The organism is Frigoribacterium sp. R86507 (assembly GCF_044597695.1).
GTDB lineage: Bacteria > Actinomycetota > Actinomycetes > Actinomycetales > Microbacteriaceae > Frigoribacterium.
In genome coordinates, this window is record NZ_CP139002.1 from 2,201,904 (window position 1) to 2,220,523 (window position 18,620).

Below are 18,620 nucleotides of genomic sequence, written 5' to 3' on the forward strand. Positions count from 1 at the left end.
AGGTACCCGGCAACTCTAGCGGCGGTGCGTCACCGGCCGAGCGCGGCGGCGACGGCCTCGACGTCGCTCTCGTCGTTCCAGAGGTGGAACGCCACGCGGACGCGACCGGCGCGCCCCGACACCACGAGACCGGCGTCGCCGAGGAGGCGCTGGTCGCGTCCGTCGGGATCGGCCCAGGTCACGATCGCGCGGCCCTGCGCCTCGATCCCGAGCCGCGAGCAGAGGGCGTCGCCCGTCCCGGCGGCGTGCGCCCAGGTCTCGTCGGCGTCGAGCCCGGCGAACGTTCGGAGCGCGGGCAGCGCCCCGGCCCAGGCCTGCCAGGCGGGCGAGACGTCGAAGGCGCGGGCGTCCGCGGCGAGCCGCATCTCGGGGCCGTAGCACGAGCCCCACACGTCGTCGCCGGCGTACCAGCCGGCCTGCGCCGGCACCATGACGCGCTGCAGCCGCTCCCCCAGGGTGAGGAACGCCACGCCGCGCGGGCAGCACAACCACTTGTAGGCGTGCGTGACGCTGGCGTCGTACCGCGAGGCGTCGACGGGTCGCACGCCGGCGGCCTGGGTCAGGTCGCACAGCGTCAGTGCCCCGTGACGGGCCGCCGCGGCGACGATGGCCGCGTCGTCGGCGACCTCGCCCGTGGCGGACTGGACCGCCGACCAGGCCACGAGGTGCGTGTCGGGCCCGACGGAGCCGGCCACCTCGTCGAGCGGGACGCTCCGCACCCGGACGCCCCGCGCCTCCTGCACCACGAAGGGGTAGACGATCGAGCTGAAGTCGCCCGTGGGCACGAGCACCTCGGCACCGTCCGGGACCGAGGCCGCGATCACCGCGACCATCGCCGATGTCTGGGACGCGATGGCGACGCGGCCGACGTCGACCCGGGCCAGCCGGGCGAAGGCCGCGCGCGCCTCCTCGACGACGGCGCCGTAGGCGACGGGACCGGCCCGACCGGACGACCACCGGTCGAGGTCGGCTCGCACGGCCTCGACCGTCGACCGCATCGGCAGGCCCATGGTGCAGGCCGCGAGGTACCCCGGGGCAGGGGTGAAGAGGTCGGGACGGGGCTCGGTCATGCCCTCAGGCTCCTCCCGTCGAGATCGCAGGACAACCGCCAGTGTCTGAGGTCATCCATCACCCCGGCTTATGATTCGAGCATGACCGACGATCTCGACCTCGCGTCACTGCGTGTCGTCCGTGCCGTTGCGGACACCGGCACGATCACGGCGGCCGCCGCCCAGCTCGGCTACAGCCAACCCGCCGTCAGCCAGCAACTCCGGCGGGCCGAACGCCAGGTCGGTCAGCCGCTCGTGCTGCGTGCGGGACGCGGCGTCGCCCTGACCGAGGCCGGGCAGAGGCTCGCGGCCCACGCCGTCCATGTGCAGGCGGCCCTCGACGCCGCCCGGCAGGACCTCGACGCCCTGGGCGGCGTCGCCACGGGCCGCGTCACGCTGGCCGGTTTCCCCAGCGCATCGTCCACGATCGTCCCCGACGTGCTGTCACGCCTGCGCGACCGGCACCCCGGCCTGACGGTCGACTACGTCGAGGCGGAACCCCCGGAGGCGCTGGCACGACTGCGGGACGGCTCGGCGGACGTCGCGGTCACCTTCCGCCACGGCGCCGACTCCGGGGGCGAACGCGACCTCGACGGGTTGCTGCACCGCGCCTCCTTCGTCGATCGCACGGTGCTGGTCCTGCCGACGGCGCACCCGTTCGCCCGCGGCGACGACTTCGCCGGCCTGGCGGACGAGAGGTGGATCGGCGGCTGCCCACGCTGCCGAGGCCACCTGCTCGCGACCTGTGCCGCGTCCGGGTTCGAGCCCGAGATCGTGCTCGAGACGGACAACGCCCTGGCCGTGCTCGGTCTCGTCGCGGCGGGGCTCGGCGTCGCGCTGCTGCCGGGGCTGTCGTTGGTGTCGGCCGCCGTCCCTGCCGGGGTGCGCGTGGTCGGCCTGGACGAGGGCCTCGCCCGGGTGGTGCACGTCGTCCACGGGCGCGGCGGCGACCGCGTACCGAGCGTGCGTGCGGTCCTGGACGCCTTCGAGCAGGTGGACGGCGACGCGCTGGGCCTCGTGCCGGTCGGTCGGGGCGAGCCGTCGGTGGCGCCGGGTTAGGCTGGCCCGACGAACCAGGAGAGGTGCAGGTCGTGCGCAGAAGACTGACCGTCGGCATCGCCGTCTCGGTGCTGGCCCTCGTCGGGCTGACCGGCTGTTTCCCGAGCCTCGACGACCTCACGCCCGTCGGTGCGGACGGGTCGGCGCCGACCTCGGGCCCGGGCGCCAGCGGTGCGCCACAACCCCAGGTGACCGGCGCCCCCGGCACCGGAGGCGGCGGGGGGTCGCAACCCGACGCCCTCGCCCCCGGCGGCACGCTGCTCGGCCAGGTCAACTACAAGGACCTCACCATCTACGTCTACGGCGTCGGCGAGCTGACGACCACGGCCCCCTCGATCTACGCCCGCCCCGACGGCACCGACCCCTACCCGGCCGGCACCGACGTCGAGGTCACGGCCTACGTCCTGACGAACAACTCGCAGCGGCGGCTCGACCTGACCGACCTGAGCGCCGACTACTCGTCGTACGGCAACGACCTCGCCACGCAGGACGTCTTCGCCGGGCAGGACCTGTTGACCCAGATGGGTTACGAGACCTCGCTCGAGTCGAAGTTCCCGGCCGACAGCGCGAACTGGTACCTGCTGCCCGGCGAGTCGACCGTCTTCGCCAACGCCTGGTTCCACCGGGCGAGCGACGGCCCGTTGACCCTGCAGTTCCTGTGGCCGGCCGAGCGGATCTTCCTGGGCGCGAACATCCAGTTCTGACGGGCGTCCGATTAGGCCGGGGTCGGGGCGTCCACCGCTCCCCCGAACCGTCGGGTGCGCGAGGCGTACGTCTCGACGGCCTCCCACAGGTCGGTGCGGGTGAAGTCGGGCCACAGCCGATCGAGGAACACCATCTCGGCGTAGGCGGACTGCCAGAGCATGAAGTTGCTCGTGCGCTGCTCGCCCGAACTGCGCACGAACAGGTCGACGTCGGGCAGCTCGGGAGCGTACAACCGCTTCTGGATCAGCTTCTCACCGACGGCCGAGGGCTTGAGTCGCCCGGCCGCGACGTCGTCGGCGATCGACCGCACCGCGTCGGCGATCTCGGTCCGCCCGCCGTAGTTGACGCACATCGTCAGCGTCAGGACGTCGTTGCCCTTCGTCAGCTCTTCGGCGAACTGAAGCTCTTTGATGACCGACCCCCACAGCCGCGGTTTGCGGCCGGCCCAGCGGACCCGCACCCCCCAGGCGTTCAGCTGGTCGCGTCGGCGGTGCAGCACGTCACGGTTGAAGCCCATCAGGAATCGCACTTCGTCGGGCGAGCGCTTCCAGTTCTCGGTCGAGAACGCGTAGACGCTCAGGTGCTTCACACCGATCTGGATCGCCCCGGCGACCACGTCGAGCAGCGACATCTCACCCGCCTTGTGCCCTTCGACGCGGGTGAGCCCACGCCCGTTGGCCCAGCGCCCGTTTCCGTCCATGACGATCGCGACGTGCTCGGGCACGGCGCCCCTCGGCATCGCCGGCGGGTGGACGCCTGTCCAGTCGAGCGGGCGGAAGTCGGCGGCGTCGCGGTGGGTCTTCTTCACGGTCTCTCTCTTCCGGGCACCCGGTCGACGTGCTGCAGCGATCGCAGTCCCCGTTCGAGGTGCCACTGCGTGTAGGCGGCGACGACGCCGCTCGCCTGGTTGCGGGTCGCGTCGGGCGCGTCCTCGGCGTGGCCCCAGTCCCCCGTGAGCAGCGCGCCCAACAGGGCCAGCGCCTCCTGCGTCAACCGCGGAGCGCCGGGAGGCGCGTGCGAGTCGGCCACCACGCCACCCAGCTGCACGACGAAGGCCGAGTGCGGCCCGGGTGCACCGGTGACGGCGCAGTCGCCGAAGCTCGGCGACCAGCCCGCGATGCTGAGCGCACGCAGGAGGTACGAATCGAGCGTGAGCTGGGGGGCGTGCTCGTGGCGCGCGAGCGAGCGGAGGGCCCCGACGAGCAGGAGGTACTGCTGCAGACCCGCCTCGGCCTCGGTCAGCTTGTCGGCCGTCTCGACCATCACGCTGCCGGCCGTGTAGCTCTCGTAGTCGGCCGCGATCACGGCACCGTACGAGCCGAGCGACTCGGCCTGCTGCACGATGTCGAGCGAACGGCCCTCGTAGAGCTGCAGGTCGGCGACCATCATCGGCTCGAGGCGCGCGCCGAACTTCGAGGCCGTCCGTCGGACGCCCTTGGCCACGGCTCGGATCTTGCCGTGGTTGCGACTGAGCATCGTGAGGATGCGGTCGGCCTCACCCAGCTTGTGGGTGCGCAACACGACGCATTCATCACGGTAGACGGGCACCGACCAAGCATCGCACGCGTGGTACAAACGTCAGGTGCACGCCACAGCCTTCGCCGTACCCCTGTGGGTGGACCTCCTCGCCGTCGGCATAGGCAGCCTGCAGGGGGCGATGTTCGCCTCCGAGTACAAGGACCGCCGTCTCGACCTGCTCGGCATCGCCATCATCGGCATCGCCACGGGACTCGGCGGCGGCGTGCTGCGCGACGTCCTGCTCGGCGAGGTGCCCCGGGCCATGACGAGCAACTGGTACCTGCTCGTCGCCGTCGCGGCCGCGATCGTCGGCATGGCTCTGCAACGGGTCTTCACCCGCCTGGCCGGGGTCATCACCGTGCTCGACGCGCTGACGATCGGCCTGCTCGGCGCGATCGGGTCGACCAAGGCGCTCTCGCTCGGACTGCCCGAGATCCCCGCCGTGTTCGTCGGGGTCATCGCCGCCGTCGGCGGCTCGGTGCTCCGCGACCTGCTGATGAACCTCACCATCGCGATGATGCACGTGGGGTCGCTCTACGCCGTGGCGGCGGCCGGGGGCACCGTCGTGCTGGTCGTGGCCGTGTCGCTCGGGGCACCCGTGGCCGTCTCCGCCATCGCGGGCACGTCGATCACGCTGGTCATCCGCATGCTGGCGGTCCGGTTCGGCTGGACCCTGCCCGAGCAGCGCGCCCTCAGCCGGCTCCCCCGCTGGCGTCGGCCCCGCTGACGTCGGGCGCAGGCGCTCGGCGTGCGGCGCGCGGCGTCGGTGCCCACGGCCCCCGCTGGTCCCGTGAATCCTCGCCGCACGCTACGCCCTCCACCGCACCCGTCGGCAACTCCTGCCCCCTGCACCATCGGACCCCGACACGCCGCTCACCCGCACCCGCGCGCGACACCAGGCAGGAGTTACCGACACCCGTCGGCAACTCCTGCCCCCTGCACCAGCGGACCCCGACACGCCGCACACCCGCACCCGCGCGCAACCGCAGGCAGGAGTTACCGACACCTCGGGCGGCACGACGACGCCCCCGGCGCCGAGGGCACCGGGGGCGGGTCGAGACCGGCGGGTCGGGGCAGGCCGACTAGACCGAGGCGAGCTCGCGCACGTCGGTCGTCGTGCGGATGGCGCGGTTCACCGCCGAGACGATGGCCTTGAGCGAGGCCGTCGAGATGTCGGCGTCGATGCCGACGCCCCAGAGCCGGGTGCCGTCGACGTCGAGCTCGACGTAGGCAGCGGCCTGCGCGTCGCCCGACGCGCTGAGGGTGTGCTCGACGTAGTCGTACAGCTTGACCTGGACGCCCTGCTCGGCGAGCACGGCGATGAACGCCGCGATGGGCCCGGTGCCTCGGGCCGAGGTCGACTCGACGGTCTCGCCGACCCGCAGGTCGACGTCGAGCACGGTCTCGCCCGACATGTCGCTCGAGGTGCTCGTCCGGGTCAGCTCGAAGCGACCCCACTTGTCGTCGGCGTCGTCGGCGGGCAGGTACTCGTCCTGGAAGATCGACCAGATGTGGGCGCTCGTCATCTCGCCACCCTCTTCGTCGGTGCGTGACTGGACGACGCCGCTGAACTCGATCTGCAGCTTGCGCGGCAGGTCGATCGCGTGGTCGGCCTTGAGCAGATACGCCACGCCGCCCTTGCCCGACTGCGAGTTGACGCGGATGACCGCCTCGTAGCTGCGTCCCAGGTCTTTGGGGTCGACCGGCAGGTACGGCACCGCCCACTCGAGTGCGTCGACGTCGACCCCACGCGACGCCGCGGTGGCGGCCATGGCCTCGAAGCCCTTCTTGATGGCGTCCTGGTGCGAGCCCGAGAACGCCGTGTAGACGAGGTCGCCGGCCCACGGGCTGCGCTCGTGCACGGGCAGCTGGTTGCAGTGCTCGGCGGTGCGCTTGACCATGTCGAGGTCGCTGAAGTCGATCTGCGGGTCGATGCCCTGGGTGAACAGGTTGATGCCCAGCGCGACGAGGTCGACGTTGCCGGTCCGCTCGCCGTTGCCGAAGAGGCAGCCCTCGATGCGGTCGGCACCGGCCAGGTAGCCCAGCTCGGCGGCGGCGATGCCCGTACCCCGGTCGTTGTGCGGGTGCAGCGACAGGATGACGCTGTCGCGACGGGCCAGGTGACGGTGCATCCACTCGATCGAGTCGGCGTAGACGTTGGGGGTCGCCATCTCGACGGTCGCCGGCAGATTGACGATCACGGGACGCGTGGGCGTCGCGTCGAAGGCCTCGATCACCTGGTTGCAGATGTCGAGCGCGAAGTCGAGCTCGGTGCCGGTGTAGCTCTCGGGCGAGTACTCGTAGAAGACGGCCGTCTCGGGGATGGTCTTCTCGGCCTCGAGGCACAGCCGGACGCCTTCGAGCGCGATGTCGACGATACCCTGCCGGTCGGTGCGGAACACGACGTCGCGCTGCAGCACGCTCGTCGAGTTGTACAGGTGGACGATGGCCTGCTTGGCGCCGGCGATCGACTCGTAGGTGCGCGCGATCAGGTGCTCGCGCGCCTGGGTCAGCACCTGGATCGTCACGTCGTCCGGGATGGCGCCCTCGTCGATGAGGCTGCGCACGAAGTCGAAGTCGGTCTGCGAGGCGCTCGGGAAGCCGACCTCGATCTCTTTGTAGCCCATGCCGACCAGCAGGTCGAACATGATGCGCTTGCGCTCGGGGCTCATCGGGTCGATCAGCGCCTGGTTGCCGTCGCGCAGGTCGACGGCGCACCAGCGCGGTGCCTCGGTGATGCGCTTCGAGGGCCAGGTGCGGTCGGGCAGGTCGACCGCGATCTGCTCGTGGAAGGGCCGGTACTTGTGGATCGGCATGGCCGACGGCTGCTGTGCGTTCTTCATGTCCTGTGGTCTCTCTCGCCCTCGAGGGGCTGCTCTTCGCGGGGGTGTCGGCCGACGACGAACTCCGCGACGAGGGGGGCCTGGTTCAGGACTCGCCGCGGCAGCTAAGGAGGAGCAGGCCGGTGAACACGTGTCGAGGCTAGCACCGACCGAGGAGGCGCGGGTCGTCGCGGACCGGCACCGCGCCTCCTCGGCTCCCCCGCCCGATCAGACCACCGTGCGGACGAGCCGCACGACGGCTCCGACCGAGAGGTCGGGCAGGTAGGCGCGGCCGAGGGCCGTGCCGATGGCCGGCAGCTGCACGGGATCGGGGAACGCCATGACGAGCGGCACGAACTCGGGCTGGAACTTCTTCTTGAAGGTCAGCAGGGTCCGGAATCCGTAGGCGGGCTCGAGCACGCGCCCGAGGAAGGTCAGCACGCGCTCGGTCTGCGTCGCCGGGCCGTCCGACGGCGCACTGGTCGCGAGGGGTGCCGCCGAGAGGCTGAGGAACTCGACGCCCTGTTCTTTCATGGCCAGGGCCGACGAGGCGATGACGAACTCCATCACGCCGTTCATGCTGTCCGGTCGACGGCGCATGAAGTCGAGCGTCCAGCCGACGACCTCGCCGTCGCGCCAGGAGGGCAACCAGCTCGTCACGGCCTGGACCGAGTCGTCCTCGTCCAGGGCGAGCATCAGCGCCACGTCGGGGTCGCGCAACTCGTCCACGCCGCCGAGGGTGAAGCCCATCTCGGGCAGGTTCTTCTCGGCGACCCACTGCTCGCTGATCTCGCCGATCTGGCGGGCGACCGCGGGACGGAGGTCGGCGTAGCGGGTCCACTCGGCGCGGACCCCGTTCTTCGTGGCGCGGTTGATGCTCGACCGGACGTCCTGCCACTTCTTGCCCGTCATGGCGAAGGTGGCCGGGTGGAGCACGGTCTCTTCGCCGACGGGCAGCGTCGCCCAGCCCATCTCGGCGTAGAGGGGCGAGAGCTCGCCCCGCACGCTGTAGAAGACCGGGGTGAGGCCCTGGTCGTCGCACCAGCGGGCGAACTCGCGGGTCACCTCGGGGAGCCGGTCGGCCGGGCACAGCGGCTCACCCGTGGTGATGGCGATGTCCGTGACGACGCGGTAGGCGACCGCAGCGCGACCGTCGGCCGTGAACCAGTATCGGTTGCCCTCCCACAGCGCCATGTGCGACAGCGTGCCCGGCGTCCCCCGGTGGACGATCTCGCGCACCTGGGCACGCGCCGCGTCGGGGCGGACGTCACCCGGCCGTGTCGCACCCACCACGAGCCCGACCAGCACGACGAGCCACCAGAGCGGCCCCACCCACTCGAACGCGGCCCGGACGACCCCGCCGTCGGGCACCGGCCCGATGCGGGTGAGCCCGACGAACCCGACCGGCACGAAGCGTTCGGGCACGTCGAGCAGCAGCGTCCACGGTTCGATCGCCGGGACGAAGGAGGCGCGTCCCAGCCACGCGAGGACGGCGAACGTCACGGCCAGCACGAGACCCGACAGCACGACGACGAGGGCGAACCGCGGCCGTCGCGTCCCCTCGGCCCCGACTCCGAAGTGACGGCGGAGGAAGAACAGCCCGACGGCGACCGCGGCCGGAACGGCGACCGCCACCACGGCGAGCACCACCCTCTCGACCACGTGACGGGGCTGGTCGACGACCGGGTCGGTCGTGACGGGCAGCACCACGTAGTAGAGGCCGGCGAAGACGGCGAGGAGTCCGTTGACCGCGACGGCCACGTCGAGGGCGAGGCGACGACCCCGCCGCAGGTACCAGGCGCACACGAGCAGGACGGCCAGCGGCAGCAGGCTGAGCAGGACGGTCGGCACGCCGTCGATGCCCGCGAGGGCCGCGGCCCGCGCGCAGGCCCCGATCGGAGGCGCGTGCCGGTCGGGTGCGCCCTGTCCCGCGGCCGCGCAGGCGGCCGAGAGCGACCGCCCCGGCAGGACGTCACGGAACAGCATGCCGAGGGGCGAGAGCGCCCCGATGGGGCTGCGGGTGAGCAGGGTCAGGACGGGACCGACCGCCGTCACCGCGACGATGGTCGACGCGAGGCGGCGCACCTCGTGGTGCGAGCTGCGCAGCCATCCGCGCTCGGCGGGAGGGCCAGCCGACACCGCCCCGAACCCGAGCCCGACGAGGGCGCCGAGGAGCGCGTAGAGACCCGAGGGATGCCCGTCGTACAGCACGAAGGCGAACACGAACGAGAAGCCGACCAGCCGGATGCGGCGGCGCCAGAGCGGCCCGAAGAACGCGCTGGCGGTCATGATCGTGCCGAGGGCGGGCGTGAGCGGGTGGAGGGTGGACTCGGCGGCCACCTCGAGGGCCCAGGTCTCGCCGACCGCCTGCCCCAGGGCCTGCACCGCGACGCCGACGCCGGTCGCCACGACGGCCGTCACGAGGTAGGCCGCGACCGTGCGGCGCCAGCCCATGCGGCGCTCGGCGGCGCCCACGAGCACGAGGACGCCGACCACGGCCAGGACGAGTTGGGCGGGACCGCCGGCGAAGAACACCGAGCCGAAGACGAGCAGCCACGAGGTGCGGTCCTCGAACGGGTCGAGACCCGCGCCGACGAGGTCCCGGAGTCGCTCGCTCGGAGCGTGCGTCAGGCTGCCCGAGGCGAGGGCCAGCACGACGAGCAGCAGCGCGAGCGCGAGACTCACGGGACGGACGCGGACGAACGCCACCACACGGGTGCCGATGCCTTCGGCGACCTGTCGCGCCCGCCCCGGCTCGTGGGGGTCGGGCGGAGTCGGTGCGTCCGGGCCGGCCACGGTCACGTCGGCGCTCACGGGGTCTGCACCGCCGCGCTCAGGCCGAGGCGAGGGTAGAACTGCCCGATGCCGTGGGCGAAGCCGTTGGTCGCGGTCGTCCAGTCGTGTCCGCTGCCGGGTGACACGTACCGCGTCACCGACATGCCCGCCTTCGCCGCCGCCGCCGAGTTCGCCGTCATGAACCGACCGTACCGAGCGTCGGTGGAACCGACGGCGAAGAACGCCGCGGTGTCCGCGTAGGGCGCGTGCTCCGCCATGATCGCCTGGGGTTGGGCGGCCTCGTACGCGGCTCGGTTCCCGGCGAAGCCCTGGGTGATCGTGGTCTTCTCATCGCCGATCGACGGGCCGAGCTCACCCGACACGTCGATGAAGGTCGAGAACAGGTCGGGTCGCGCCGCGGCGAACTGGATCGAGCAGGTGCCCCCCTGCGAGAACCCGCCGATCGTCCACGCCCTCGGGCCGGCGGCCACGTGGAAGTGGCTCGTCATGTAGTCGACCACGTCGGTGGTGATGTACGTGGCGCTGTTGCCCAGGGCGCCGTCCACGCACATCGGGTTGTGCGCGTCGGCACTCAGCTGGTCGGGCACGACGACGATCGGCGCGAGACCGTGGTTCTTCGCCGCGAAGGCGTCGAGCGTCTCGACGAGGTGGCCGGCCGTGACCACCGAGCTCGGTTCGGCCGGTTGCCCCGACATCATGATCATCACCGGGAGGGCGGGGGCGTTCGCCACAAGGGCCGCGGGAGGCAGGTAGACGACGGCGTCGCGTGCCGGGAAGTGCGAGACCGTCCCGGGGATGGACACGCTGCCGTACCGGCCCGTGGCCGGCAGGTCGGCGGGCGCCCTCCAGGTCGACCAGAGGGTCGGGTCGAACTCCGTCGAGCCAGGGGCCGCGGACGGAGGCGCGGTGGCGGTCGCCGGGAGAGCCGGCACCTCGTCCTGGCCGAGCGCCTGCGGCAGGTTCTGGTACACGCTGCCGTCGCGGTTCAGCGCCAGGCCCCCGGCCAGGGCGAACATCAGGACCGCCAGCACGGCCACGACCTTCCGCCACCAGCGGGTGCGGAACAGGTTGACGACGACGACCCCGAGGCCGGCGACCACCGCGGTGACCCAGAGGCGGTCCACCCAGGTCGGCGACAGGCCCAGCACGTCGCGCACGTCGCCGAGCCACCACGTGAGGACGGCGCCCAGGGCGGCTCCGGCGAGGACCGCGAGGACGATCCACCGCCACCACGTCCGGCGGGTCCGCGGACGGACGAGGAGTCCGATCGCGACCAGGGCGGCGACGACGTCGACCACCCACAGCACCGTCGACGACAGCAACGGGACCGACAGCAACCAGTTCATGCGAGGGCTTCTTTCAGCGGAGTGTCGGGGTGGTGACCACCCAGGTGACACTCTGCCGCCACGAAGCCGGTCGACACGATCCGTGCCGCTCGATCACAGCAGTCTCATCAGGTGCGGTCAGCGTCCACACGGCACTCGCAGGTCGATCGCACGACGCACCGTCGACGACCGACCGTGTCCCGTCGCCGGCCCGGGCCTACTCGGCGAGCCCGTGTTCGTAGGCGTAGACCACGAGCTGCACCCGGTCGCGCAGGGACAGCTTCGACAGCACACGACTGATGTGGGTCTTGACGGTCGCCTCGCTGAGGAACTCCCGCGACGCGATCTCGGAGTTGCTGAGGCCCCGCGCCGCGAGGTCGAAGATGTCGCGCTCTCGGGTGGTGAGGGTGCCGAACGACTCGGGGACGGCCCGGGCGCGGGAGGCGCGTCCGTCGAAGTGCTCGAAGAGCTCACGGGTGGCGGACGCCGCGATCACGGCGTTGCCCGCGTGCACGGTGCGGATGGCGGCGAGGAGGAACTCGGGGTCGGCGTCCTTGAGGACGAAACCGCTCGCGCCTCCTCGGATGGCCCGGGTGGCGGCCTCGTCGAGGTCGAACGTCGTCAGCACGATGATGCGCGGCGGACGACGGGAGGCCGCCTCGGCCTGAGCCAGGACGGCGGTGGTGGCGGCGATGCCGTCCATGACGGGCATGCGGATGTCCATCAGGACGACGTCGGGCGTGGTGCGCGCGACCATGGCCACGCCCTCGTCGCCGTTGCTGGCCTCGCCCACGAACTCGAGGTCGGGCTGCGAGCCGACCAGCATCTTGATGCCCGCACGGAACAGGGCCTGGTCATCGACCAGCGCGACGCGGATGGGAGCCGTCGAGCGGCCGGGCATGTCGATCATCGGATGCGTACCTCTTGGGTCAGTGCCAGGGTCGGCACGATGGCGTGGACGACGAAGCGTCCGTCGGCGTTCTGGGTGGTGAGCGAGCCGCCCGCCAGGGTGGCACGCTCCCGCATGCCGTCGAGCCCGTGGCCGCCCCGCCGCTCGTCGCCGGTCGTGTCGACCGGACGTGTCGGCGGCCGCACGACGTTCGAGATCACCAGGTGCAGCGCCTCGTAGCGCCAGTCGAAGTGGAGGCCGACGGGCTGGTCGACGGCACCGTGCCGGAGGACGTTGGTCAGGCTCTCCTGCACGATGCGGAACACGGCGAGCTGCCGATTGGTCCCGAGCACCTGGGGTTCGCCCGTCACGCGCAGGTCGATCGTGAGGCCCGAGCCGCGCATCTGGTCGAGCAGACGGTCGAGATCACCGAGGGCGGGCTGCGGCGCCTCGCCCTGGCTGTGCCGCAGCTGACCGAGGAGCACGCGGACGTCGCCGAGGGCCTCCCGAGCCGTCGTGGCGATGGTGGTGAGCGCCCCGTCGACCGAGCTCGGGTCGACCCGGGCGGCGTAACGGGCCCCGTCGGCCTGGGCGATCACGACGGCCAGCGAGTGGGCGACGACGTCGTGCATGTCCCGGGCGATCCGGTTGCGTTCTTGCTCGACGGCGATGTCACGCTCGGCTCGGGCGGCCTCGCGTTCGGCCCGGGCGGCATCGTTCTCGGCACGGGCGGTCTCGCGCTCGGCGATGAGCCGCGCCTCACGGCTGAGCCGCTCGGACCATCTCGCTCGGGCCAGCAGTCCCCCGGCCCAGGGAAGGCCGAGGAGGGCGAGGAACCCGAGGAGGCTGATCCCCAGCTGCAGGAGGATGCGGACGACGTCGGTCACCGCGTAGATGTCGTAGTCGACGCCGAACAGGCTCTGCTGCACGAACGAGAGGTAGAACGTGCCCAGGAAGGCACCCACGCCGACGGAGATCAAGCCCGACCACTTGACCCGGTCGGTGCCGTACGCGGCCGTGGAGTACAGGACCGCGCAGATCGCGAGGTTCGTGACACCGGGCGTGCTGCCCGTGATCATCTGGGACGCGGCGACCAGCCAGGCGAGGGTCAGGGCGAGCCCGGGCGACAGTCGACGCAGGGCGAACGTGACCGTCATGCCCAGCACGACGAACGGAGTCGTCGTGACGCCGTCGCTCAACACCAGGCCGACCACGCCGAGCAGGAACGCCGCCGACAGGTCGACGGCGACCTGATAGGGCGCGAGGCGTCGGAAGATCACCCGACCACCGTACGACCTACGGCGGCCCGTCCGGGCCGGCCGGCGGACGCGAACGACCTCGGGACCATCACGATCATCCGCAGGGACGAGAGCGACCCGCCCGAGAGGGACGAGGCCGGACGACCGGGAGAACGGGTCAGAACCCCAGCCGTCCGAGCTGCTTCGGATCGCGCTGCCAGTCCTTGGCGACCTTCACTCGGATCGACAAGAACACCTGCTTGCCGACGAGCGGCTCGATCTGCGCCCGGGCCCGCTCGCCGACCTCGCGCAGGCGCTGACCGCCCTTGCCGATGACGATGGCCTTCTGGCTGTCCCGCTCGACGAAGAGGTTGGCGTAGATCTCGAGGAGGTCCTTGTCGTCACGCTCGACCATGTCGTCGATCGTCACGGCGAGCGAGTGCGGCAGCTCGTCCTGCACTCCCTCGAGCGCGGCCTCGCGGACGTACTCGGCCACCCGGTCGGTCAGGCCCTCTTCGGTGACCGCGTCGGACGGGTAGAGCGGCTGGGACACCGGCATGAGCTTGATGAGCTCGGCGGTGAGTACGTCGAGCTGCACGTCGCTGACGGCCGACAACGGGATGATGGCCTCCCAGTCGCGCAGTCGGCTGACCGCGAGCAGCTGCTCGGCGACCGCGGGCCGTGACGTCGCGTCGGTCTTGGTGACGATCGCGACCTTCTTGGCCCTCGGGTACTGGTCGAGCTGTTCGTTGATGAACCGGTCGCCCGGGCCCAGCTTCTCGTCGGCCGGAACGCAGAACCCGATCACGTCGACGTCGCCGAGCGTGGTCTGGACGATGTCGTTGAGCCGCTCGCCGAGCAGCGTGCGCGGACGGTGCATGCCCGGGGTGTCGACCAGGACCAGCTGACCGGACGCCTGGTGCACGATGCCCCGGATGGCCCGGCGGGTCGTCTGCGGCTTCGACGAGGTGATGGCCACCTTCTGGCCCACGAGGGCGTTGGTCAGCGTCGACTTGCCGACGTTGGGCCGCCCGACGAACGAGACGAACCCGGCTCGGTAGGTCGACCCCCGAGGAGGCGCGGCCGAGGGGGTGAGGTCGTCTCCGGTGGTCGACATGGGGGCCTTTCGTGAACGTGGTGGAACGGGTGGGAGGTGGAGGGTCGCGACGACCCGGCGTTCAGTCGTCGCGAGCGGCGTCGGCGAACGCGGCCTGGGCGTCCGCGAGGTCGGCATCACGCTCGACCAGCACGGTCTGCAGATCGTGCCGACGCCCCTCGGTGCGATCGGCCGTGAGGACGAGGCCCGACACGCGGACGACCGACCCCTGCTCGGGCAGTCGCCCCAGGACCTTGGTGAGCAACCCGCCCACCGAGTCCACGTCGTCGTCGTCGAGCTCGAGGCCGAAGAGGTCGCCGAGCTCGTCGACGGGGAGACGGGCACTCACCCGGAAGACACCCGCGGAGACCTCGCGCTGCGGGGCGACCTCACGGTCGTACTCGTCGCTGATGTCGCCGACGAGTTCTTCGATGAGGTCCTCGAGCGTGACGAGGCCGGCGATGCCGCCGTACTCGTCGACGACCATCGCGAGGTGGTTCTTGTCGACCTGCATCTGGCGCAGCGCGTCGTCGGCCTTCTTGGACTCGGGCACGAAGACCGCCGGGCGGGCGAGGGTCGTGACGGGAGCCGAGTCGTCACCGCTGTGCTCGTGCAACCGTCGGGCGAGGTCGCGCAGGTAGACGATGCCGAGGACGTCGTCGGAATCGCGGCCGACGACGGGTACCCGGGACACGCCCCGGCCGAGGAAGAGGCTCATCGCCGATCCGACCGAGGCGGTGGCGTCGAGGGTGACCATGTCGGTGCGGGGCACCATGACCTCGCGGACCACGGTGTCGCTGAACTCGAAGATCGAGTGGATGAGCTCGCGGTCGTCCTCTTCGAGGACGTCGAGCTCGGTCGCCTCGTCGACCATGCTGAGCAACTGCTCTTCGGACGAGAACGACGCACTGCGCGGACGGCCGGGGGTCACCCGGTTGCCGACGGCCACCAGGGCGTCGGCCAGGGGCCCGAGGACGACCCGGACGAACCGCACGAGCCCCGAGGTGAGCCGCACGAGACCACGGGCGTGGGCGCGACCGACGCTGCGCGGGCTGGAGCCGACGAGGACGAAGGACACGACCGTCATGATGAGCGCCGAGAGCAGCAGGGCCAGCCACCAGGGCTCGACCGAGAACGCGAACGACAACGACACGAGGACGGCCGCCGACGTCTCGGCCAGGATGCGCACGAAGTTGACGGCGTTGACGTGCGCCCCCACGTCGGCCGCGATGGCGGTCAGCGCCGTCGCGTGACGCGGATCGTCGTCGGCCTCGTCGAGGAGGTCCTGGCGGCTGAGCACGCCGAGGGCCGAGTCGGCCGCGGCCAACAGGCCGCCGAAGACCACCAGGAAGACCGCCACGACGACGAAGACCGTGACCATCACGGCGTCACCGACTCGTGTCGGCCGCGGCGAAGGCCGCGAGGATCTCGCGCTGAAGACCGAACATCTCGCGCTCGTCGTCGGGCTCGGCGTGGTCGAACCCGAGGAGGTGCAGGATGCCGTGGCAGGTGAGCAGCAACATCTCGTCGAGAGGGGTGTGCCCCGCCGTGGCGGCCTGGGCGACGGCCACCTGCGGACACACGACGATGTCGCCGAGCAGGCCGGCCGGCGTCGGCTCGTCCTCGGTGCCCGGACGCAGTTCGTCCATCGGGAAGCTCAGCACGTCGGTCGGCCCGGGTTCGTCCATCCACTGGACGTGGAGTTGCTCCATTGCGGCCTCGTCGACGAACACGATCGCGAGCTCGGCCTCGGGGTGCACGTGCATCTGGTCGAGCGCGAAGGTGGCCAGACGTTGGATCGTGGCCTCGTCCACCTCGACGGCGGATTCGTTGGCGACCTCGATGCTCACCGGGTTCCTCTCTTCGGCAGGCGGTCGCGGGTGTCGGCTCGGCGCTCGGCGCGGTTGCCCGACTCGACCTGGTCGTGGGCCGCCTCGTGACGGCGGTGCTGCTGGGCCTGACGCTCGGCGTCGTAGGTCGTGTACGCGTCGACGATGCGGCCGACGAGCGTGTGTCGCACGACGTCGTCGCTGGTGAGACGGGCGAAGTGGATGTCGTCGATGCCGTCGAGCACCGTCGTGACGAGCTGCAGGCCGCTGGCCCCGGTGGGCAGGTCGACCTGGGTGACGTCGCCCGTCACGACCATGCGCGAGCCGAAGCCGAGACGGGTGAGGAACATCTTCATCTGCTCGGGCGTCGTGTTCTGCGCCTCGTCGAGGACGACGAAGGCGTCGTTGAGGGTGCGACCGCGCATGTAGGCGAGAGGGGCCACCTCGACGGTGCCGGCCGCGAGCAGCTTGGGCACGATCTCGGGGTCCATCATCTCGTTGAGCGCATCGTAGAGCGGGCGGAGGTACGGGTCGATCTTGTCGGTGAGCGTGCCCGGCAGGAACCCCAACCGCTCGCCGGCCTCGACCGCGGGACGCGTCAGGATGATCCGCTGGACCTCGCGGCGCTGCAGCGCCTGGACGGCCTTGGCCATGGCCAGGTAGGTCTTGCCCGTACCGGCCGGGCCGATGCCGAACGTGATGGTGTGCTGGTCGATCGCGTCGACGTACTCTTTCTGACCCGGTGTCTTCGCCCGGACGCCCTTGCCGCGGCTGGTGACGATGGGCTGACCGAAGACCTCGGACGGGCTGCCCTGCCCCGAGTCGAGCAGACGGGCCGACGTCGCGACCTCGGCCGGGCCGAGGTCGTGGCCGCCCCGGACCATCGAGACGAGCTCGTCGACGAGCCCCTCGGCCCGGCCGACGGCGGACGAGGGCCCCTCGAGGGTGACCTCGTTGCCGCGCACGAGCACGCGGACCTCGGGGTACTGCTTCTCGACCGCGCGGAGCAGGCGGTCTTGCGGGCCCAGCAGCTGGACCATGGCGACGCCGTCGACGGTGACGTCGACGCGCCGGACGTCGTCGCCCGTCGTCGGTGTCGAGGGGCCGGTGGCGTTCGTGTCGCTAGTGGGCAAGGGTGCCTTCCTCCAGGGGTCCGCCGAGCACATGGGCGTGCACGTGGAACACGGTCTGCCCGGCGGATGCGCCGGTGTTGAAGATCAAACGGAACTCGGACCCGGAGTGTTCCCCGAACGCTGCCGGGTCGGCCGCGAGCCGGGAGGCGGTCGCCACCAGCTCGGCGAGCAGCGCCGGGTCGCCCGCGGCGAGTTCGACGACGTCGCGGTACGCCTGGGTCTTGGGCACCACGAGCAGGTGGACGGGTGCCTGGGGCGCGATGTCGCGGAAGGCGATGACCGTGTCGCTCTCGAACACGATGTCGGCGGGGATCTCGCGCGCGACGATGCGGCTGAAGACGGTGGGCTCGTCGGAGGTCTCGGACATGCTGCCCATCGTAGCGACGACCGCCGACACGGCCCACGGGGGCGTCGAGGTCACCAGCGGCCGAGACGCGCGCTCAGGACGGAGAGCGCGGCGGGGCCGGCCGTGGAGGTGCGCAGGACGGCGTCCCCGAGGCGCACGGCGCGGGCACCCGCCTCGGCGAGCTGCTGCAGTTCGGCGGGCGACACCCCGCCCTCGGGACCGACGACCACGACGACACGGTCGGGCACCGCGCCTCCTGCGGTCAGGTCGACCGCCGTGAGCGCCTGCTCGGCCGACGGCTCGAGCACGAGCACGAGATCGCGGGAGGCGCGCTCGGCCAGCTGCCGCGTCGTCGCGAGCCCGGACACCTCGGGTGCCCAGGGACGGATGGACTGCTTGGTCGCCTCGCGCACGATCGTCGACCAGCGGGTGAGCCCCTTGGCGACCTTGGGGCCCTCCCACCGGGAGATGCTGCGGGCCGCGGCCCACGGCACGATCTCGTCGACGCCGAGCTCGGTCGCGGCCTGCACCGCGAGCTCGTCGCGGTCGCCCTTGGCGAGGGCCTGGGCGAGGACCAGCCGCGTCGTCGGCAGCTCGTGCCGCACCACCCGCGTCGCGAGCAGCACCAAGCGCTCGGGAGCCGCCTCGGTCACCTCGCCCTGGACGACCAAGCCCCGACCGTTGCCGAGGGTGAGCGCCTCGCCCACCCGCACGCGGCTGACCGTGACCGCGTGCCGCGCCTCGGAACCGGTCAGCTCGACGCTCGAACCGACCTCGGCGGCGACCAGGTCGTCGACCAGGTAGAAGTGCGCCAC

General features: G+C 71.6%; 17 protein-coding genes. 3 read left to right on the plus strand and 14 right to left on the minus strand.

The window, feature by feature from the left end:
- Nucleotides 1-29: 29 nt before the first annotated feature.
- Nucleotides 30-1,070: an aminotransferase class V-fold PLP-dependent enzyme gene (locus SJY14_RS10420; protein ID WP_396598846.1), complete on the minus strand. Its 1,041-nt coding sequence runs from the start codon at nucleotides 1,068-1,070 to the stop codon at nucleotides 30-32.
- Nucleotides 1,071-1,151: 81 nt separating this feature from the next.
- On the opposite strand from SJY14_RS10420, the gene SJY14_RS10425 reads away from it, so the two are divergent.
- Nucleotides 1,152-2,108, plus strand: a complete 957-nt coding sequence (locus SJY14_RS10425; protein ID WP_396598847.1) for a LysR family transcriptional regulator — start codon at nucleotides 1,152-1,154, stop codon at nucleotides 2,106-2,108.
- A 32-nt stretch (nucleotides 2,109-2,140) separates the two neighbouring features.
- Nucleotides 2,141-2,812, plus strand: a complete 672-nt coding sequence (locus SJY14_RS10430; protein ID WP_396598848.1) for a hypothetical protein — start codon at nucleotides 2,141-2,143, stop codon at nucleotides 2,810-2,812.
- An 11-nt stretch (nucleotides 2,813-2,823) separates the two neighbouring features.
- Here SJY14_RS10430 and SJY14_RS10435 read toward each other — a convergent pair whose 3' ends face one another.
- Both SJY14_RS10435 and recO read right to left on the minus strand, forming a co-directional pair.
- Nucleotides 2,824-3,621 (minus strand): isoprenyl transferase, encoded by a 798-nt coding sequence (locus tag SJY14_RS10435; RefSeq protein ID WP_396598849.1) that lies wholly within the window; start codon nucleotides 3,619-3,621, stop codon nucleotides 2,824-2,826.
- Entirely contained in the window at nucleotides 3,618-4,361 is a 744-nt protein-coding gene (gene recO / locus SJY14_RS10440) for a DNA repair protein RecO (protein ID WP_194593967.1), read from the minus strand. The genes SJY14_RS10435 and recO overlap by 4 nt, the downstream gene beginning before the upstream one ends.
- Nucleotides 4,362-4,395: 34 nt before the next feature.
- Here recO and SJY14_RS10445 point away from each other — a divergent pair, with 34 nt between their 5' ends.
- Nucleotides 4,396-5,058 (plus strand): trimeric intracellular cation channel family protein, encoded by a 663-nt coding sequence (locus tag SJY14_RS10445; protein WP_071253766.1) that lies wholly within the window; start codon nucleotides 4,396-4,398, stop codon nucleotides 5,056-5,058.
- 355 nt (nucleotides 5,059-5,413) lie between these two features.
- Here the strand turns inward: SJY14_RS10445 and leuA are convergent, their stop codons facing one another.
- The 11 genes from leuA to SJY14_RS10500 form a co-directional block, all read right to left on the minus strand.
- Entirely contained in the window at nucleotides 5,414-7,174 is a 1,761-nt protein-coding gene (gene leuA, locus SJY14_RS10450; RefSeq protein WP_396598850.1) for a 2-isopropylmalate synthase, read from the minus strand.
- 207 nt (nucleotides 7,175-7,381) lie between these two features.
- Nucleotides 7,382-9,967, minus strand: coding sequence for a phosphatidylglycerol lysyltransferase domain-containing protein (locus SJY14_RS10455; RefSeq protein ID WP_396598851.1), 2,586 nt, complete (start codon nucleotides 9,965-9,967; stop codon nucleotides 7,382-7,384).
- Nucleotides 9,964-11,295, minus strand: a complete 1,332-nt coding sequence (locus SJY14_RS10460; protein ID WP_396598852.1) for an alpha/beta hydrolase — start codon at nucleotides 11,293-11,295, stop codon at nucleotides 9,964-9,966. The genes SJY14_RS10455 and SJY14_RS10460 overlap by 4 nt, the downstream gene beginning before the upstream one ends.
- Nucleotides 11,296-11,491: 196 nt before the next feature.
- Complete coding sequence (locus tag SJY14_RS10465) at nucleotides 11,492-12,184, minus strand: response regulator (protein ID WP_369813612.1); 693 nt, start codon at nucleotides 12,182-12,184, stop codon at nucleotides 11,492-11,494.
- Entirely contained in the window at nucleotides 12,181-13,443 is a 1,263-nt protein-coding gene (locus SJY14_RS10470; RefSeq protein WP_396598853.1) for a sensor histidine kinase, read from the minus strand. The genes SJY14_RS10465 and SJY14_RS10470 overlap by 4 nt, the downstream gene beginning before the upstream one ends.
- A 136-nt stretch (nucleotides 13,444-13,579) precedes the next feature.
- Nucleotides 13,580-14,518, minus strand: coding sequence for a GTPase Era (gene era / locus SJY14_RS10475; RefSeq protein WP_071253772.1), 939 nt, complete (start codon nucleotides 14,516-14,518; stop codon nucleotides 13,580-13,582).
- A gap of 61 nt (nucleotides 14,519-14,579) precedes the next feature.
- Nucleotides 14,580-15,878, minus strand: coding sequence for a hemolysin family protein (locus SJY14_RS10480; RefSeq protein ID WP_071253774.1), 1,299 nt, complete (start codon nucleotides 15,876-15,878; stop codon nucleotides 14,580-14,582).
- 7 nt (nucleotides 15,879-15,885) lie between these two features.
- Nucleotides 15,886-16,347, minus strand: coding sequence for an rRNA maturation RNase YbeY (gene ybeY / locus SJY14_RS10485; protein WP_071253776.1), 462 nt, complete (start codon nucleotides 16,345-16,347; stop codon nucleotides 15,886-15,888).
- The gene (locus SJY14_RS10490; protein ID WP_396598854.1) at nucleotides 16,344-17,459 is read right to left on the minus strand and encodes a PhoH family protein; all 1,116 of its coding nucleotides are present in this window, start codon (nucleotides 17,457-17,459) and stop codon (nucleotides 16,344-16,346) included. The genes ybeY and SJY14_RS10490 overlap by 4 nt, the downstream gene beginning before the upstream one ends.
- Entirely contained in the window at nucleotides 17,449-17,826 is a 378-nt protein-coding gene (locus SJY14_RS10495) for a histidine triad nucleotide-binding protein (protein ID WP_055976874.1), read from the minus strand. The genes SJY14_RS10490 and SJY14_RS10495 overlap by 11 nt, the downstream gene beginning before the upstream one ends.
- A gap of 50 nt (nucleotides 17,827-17,876) precedes the next feature.
- Entirely contained in the window at nucleotides 17,877-18,620 is a 744-nt protein-coding gene (locus SJY14_RS10500; protein ID WP_396598855.1) for a 16S rRNA (uracil(1498)-N(3))-methyltransferase, read from the minus strand.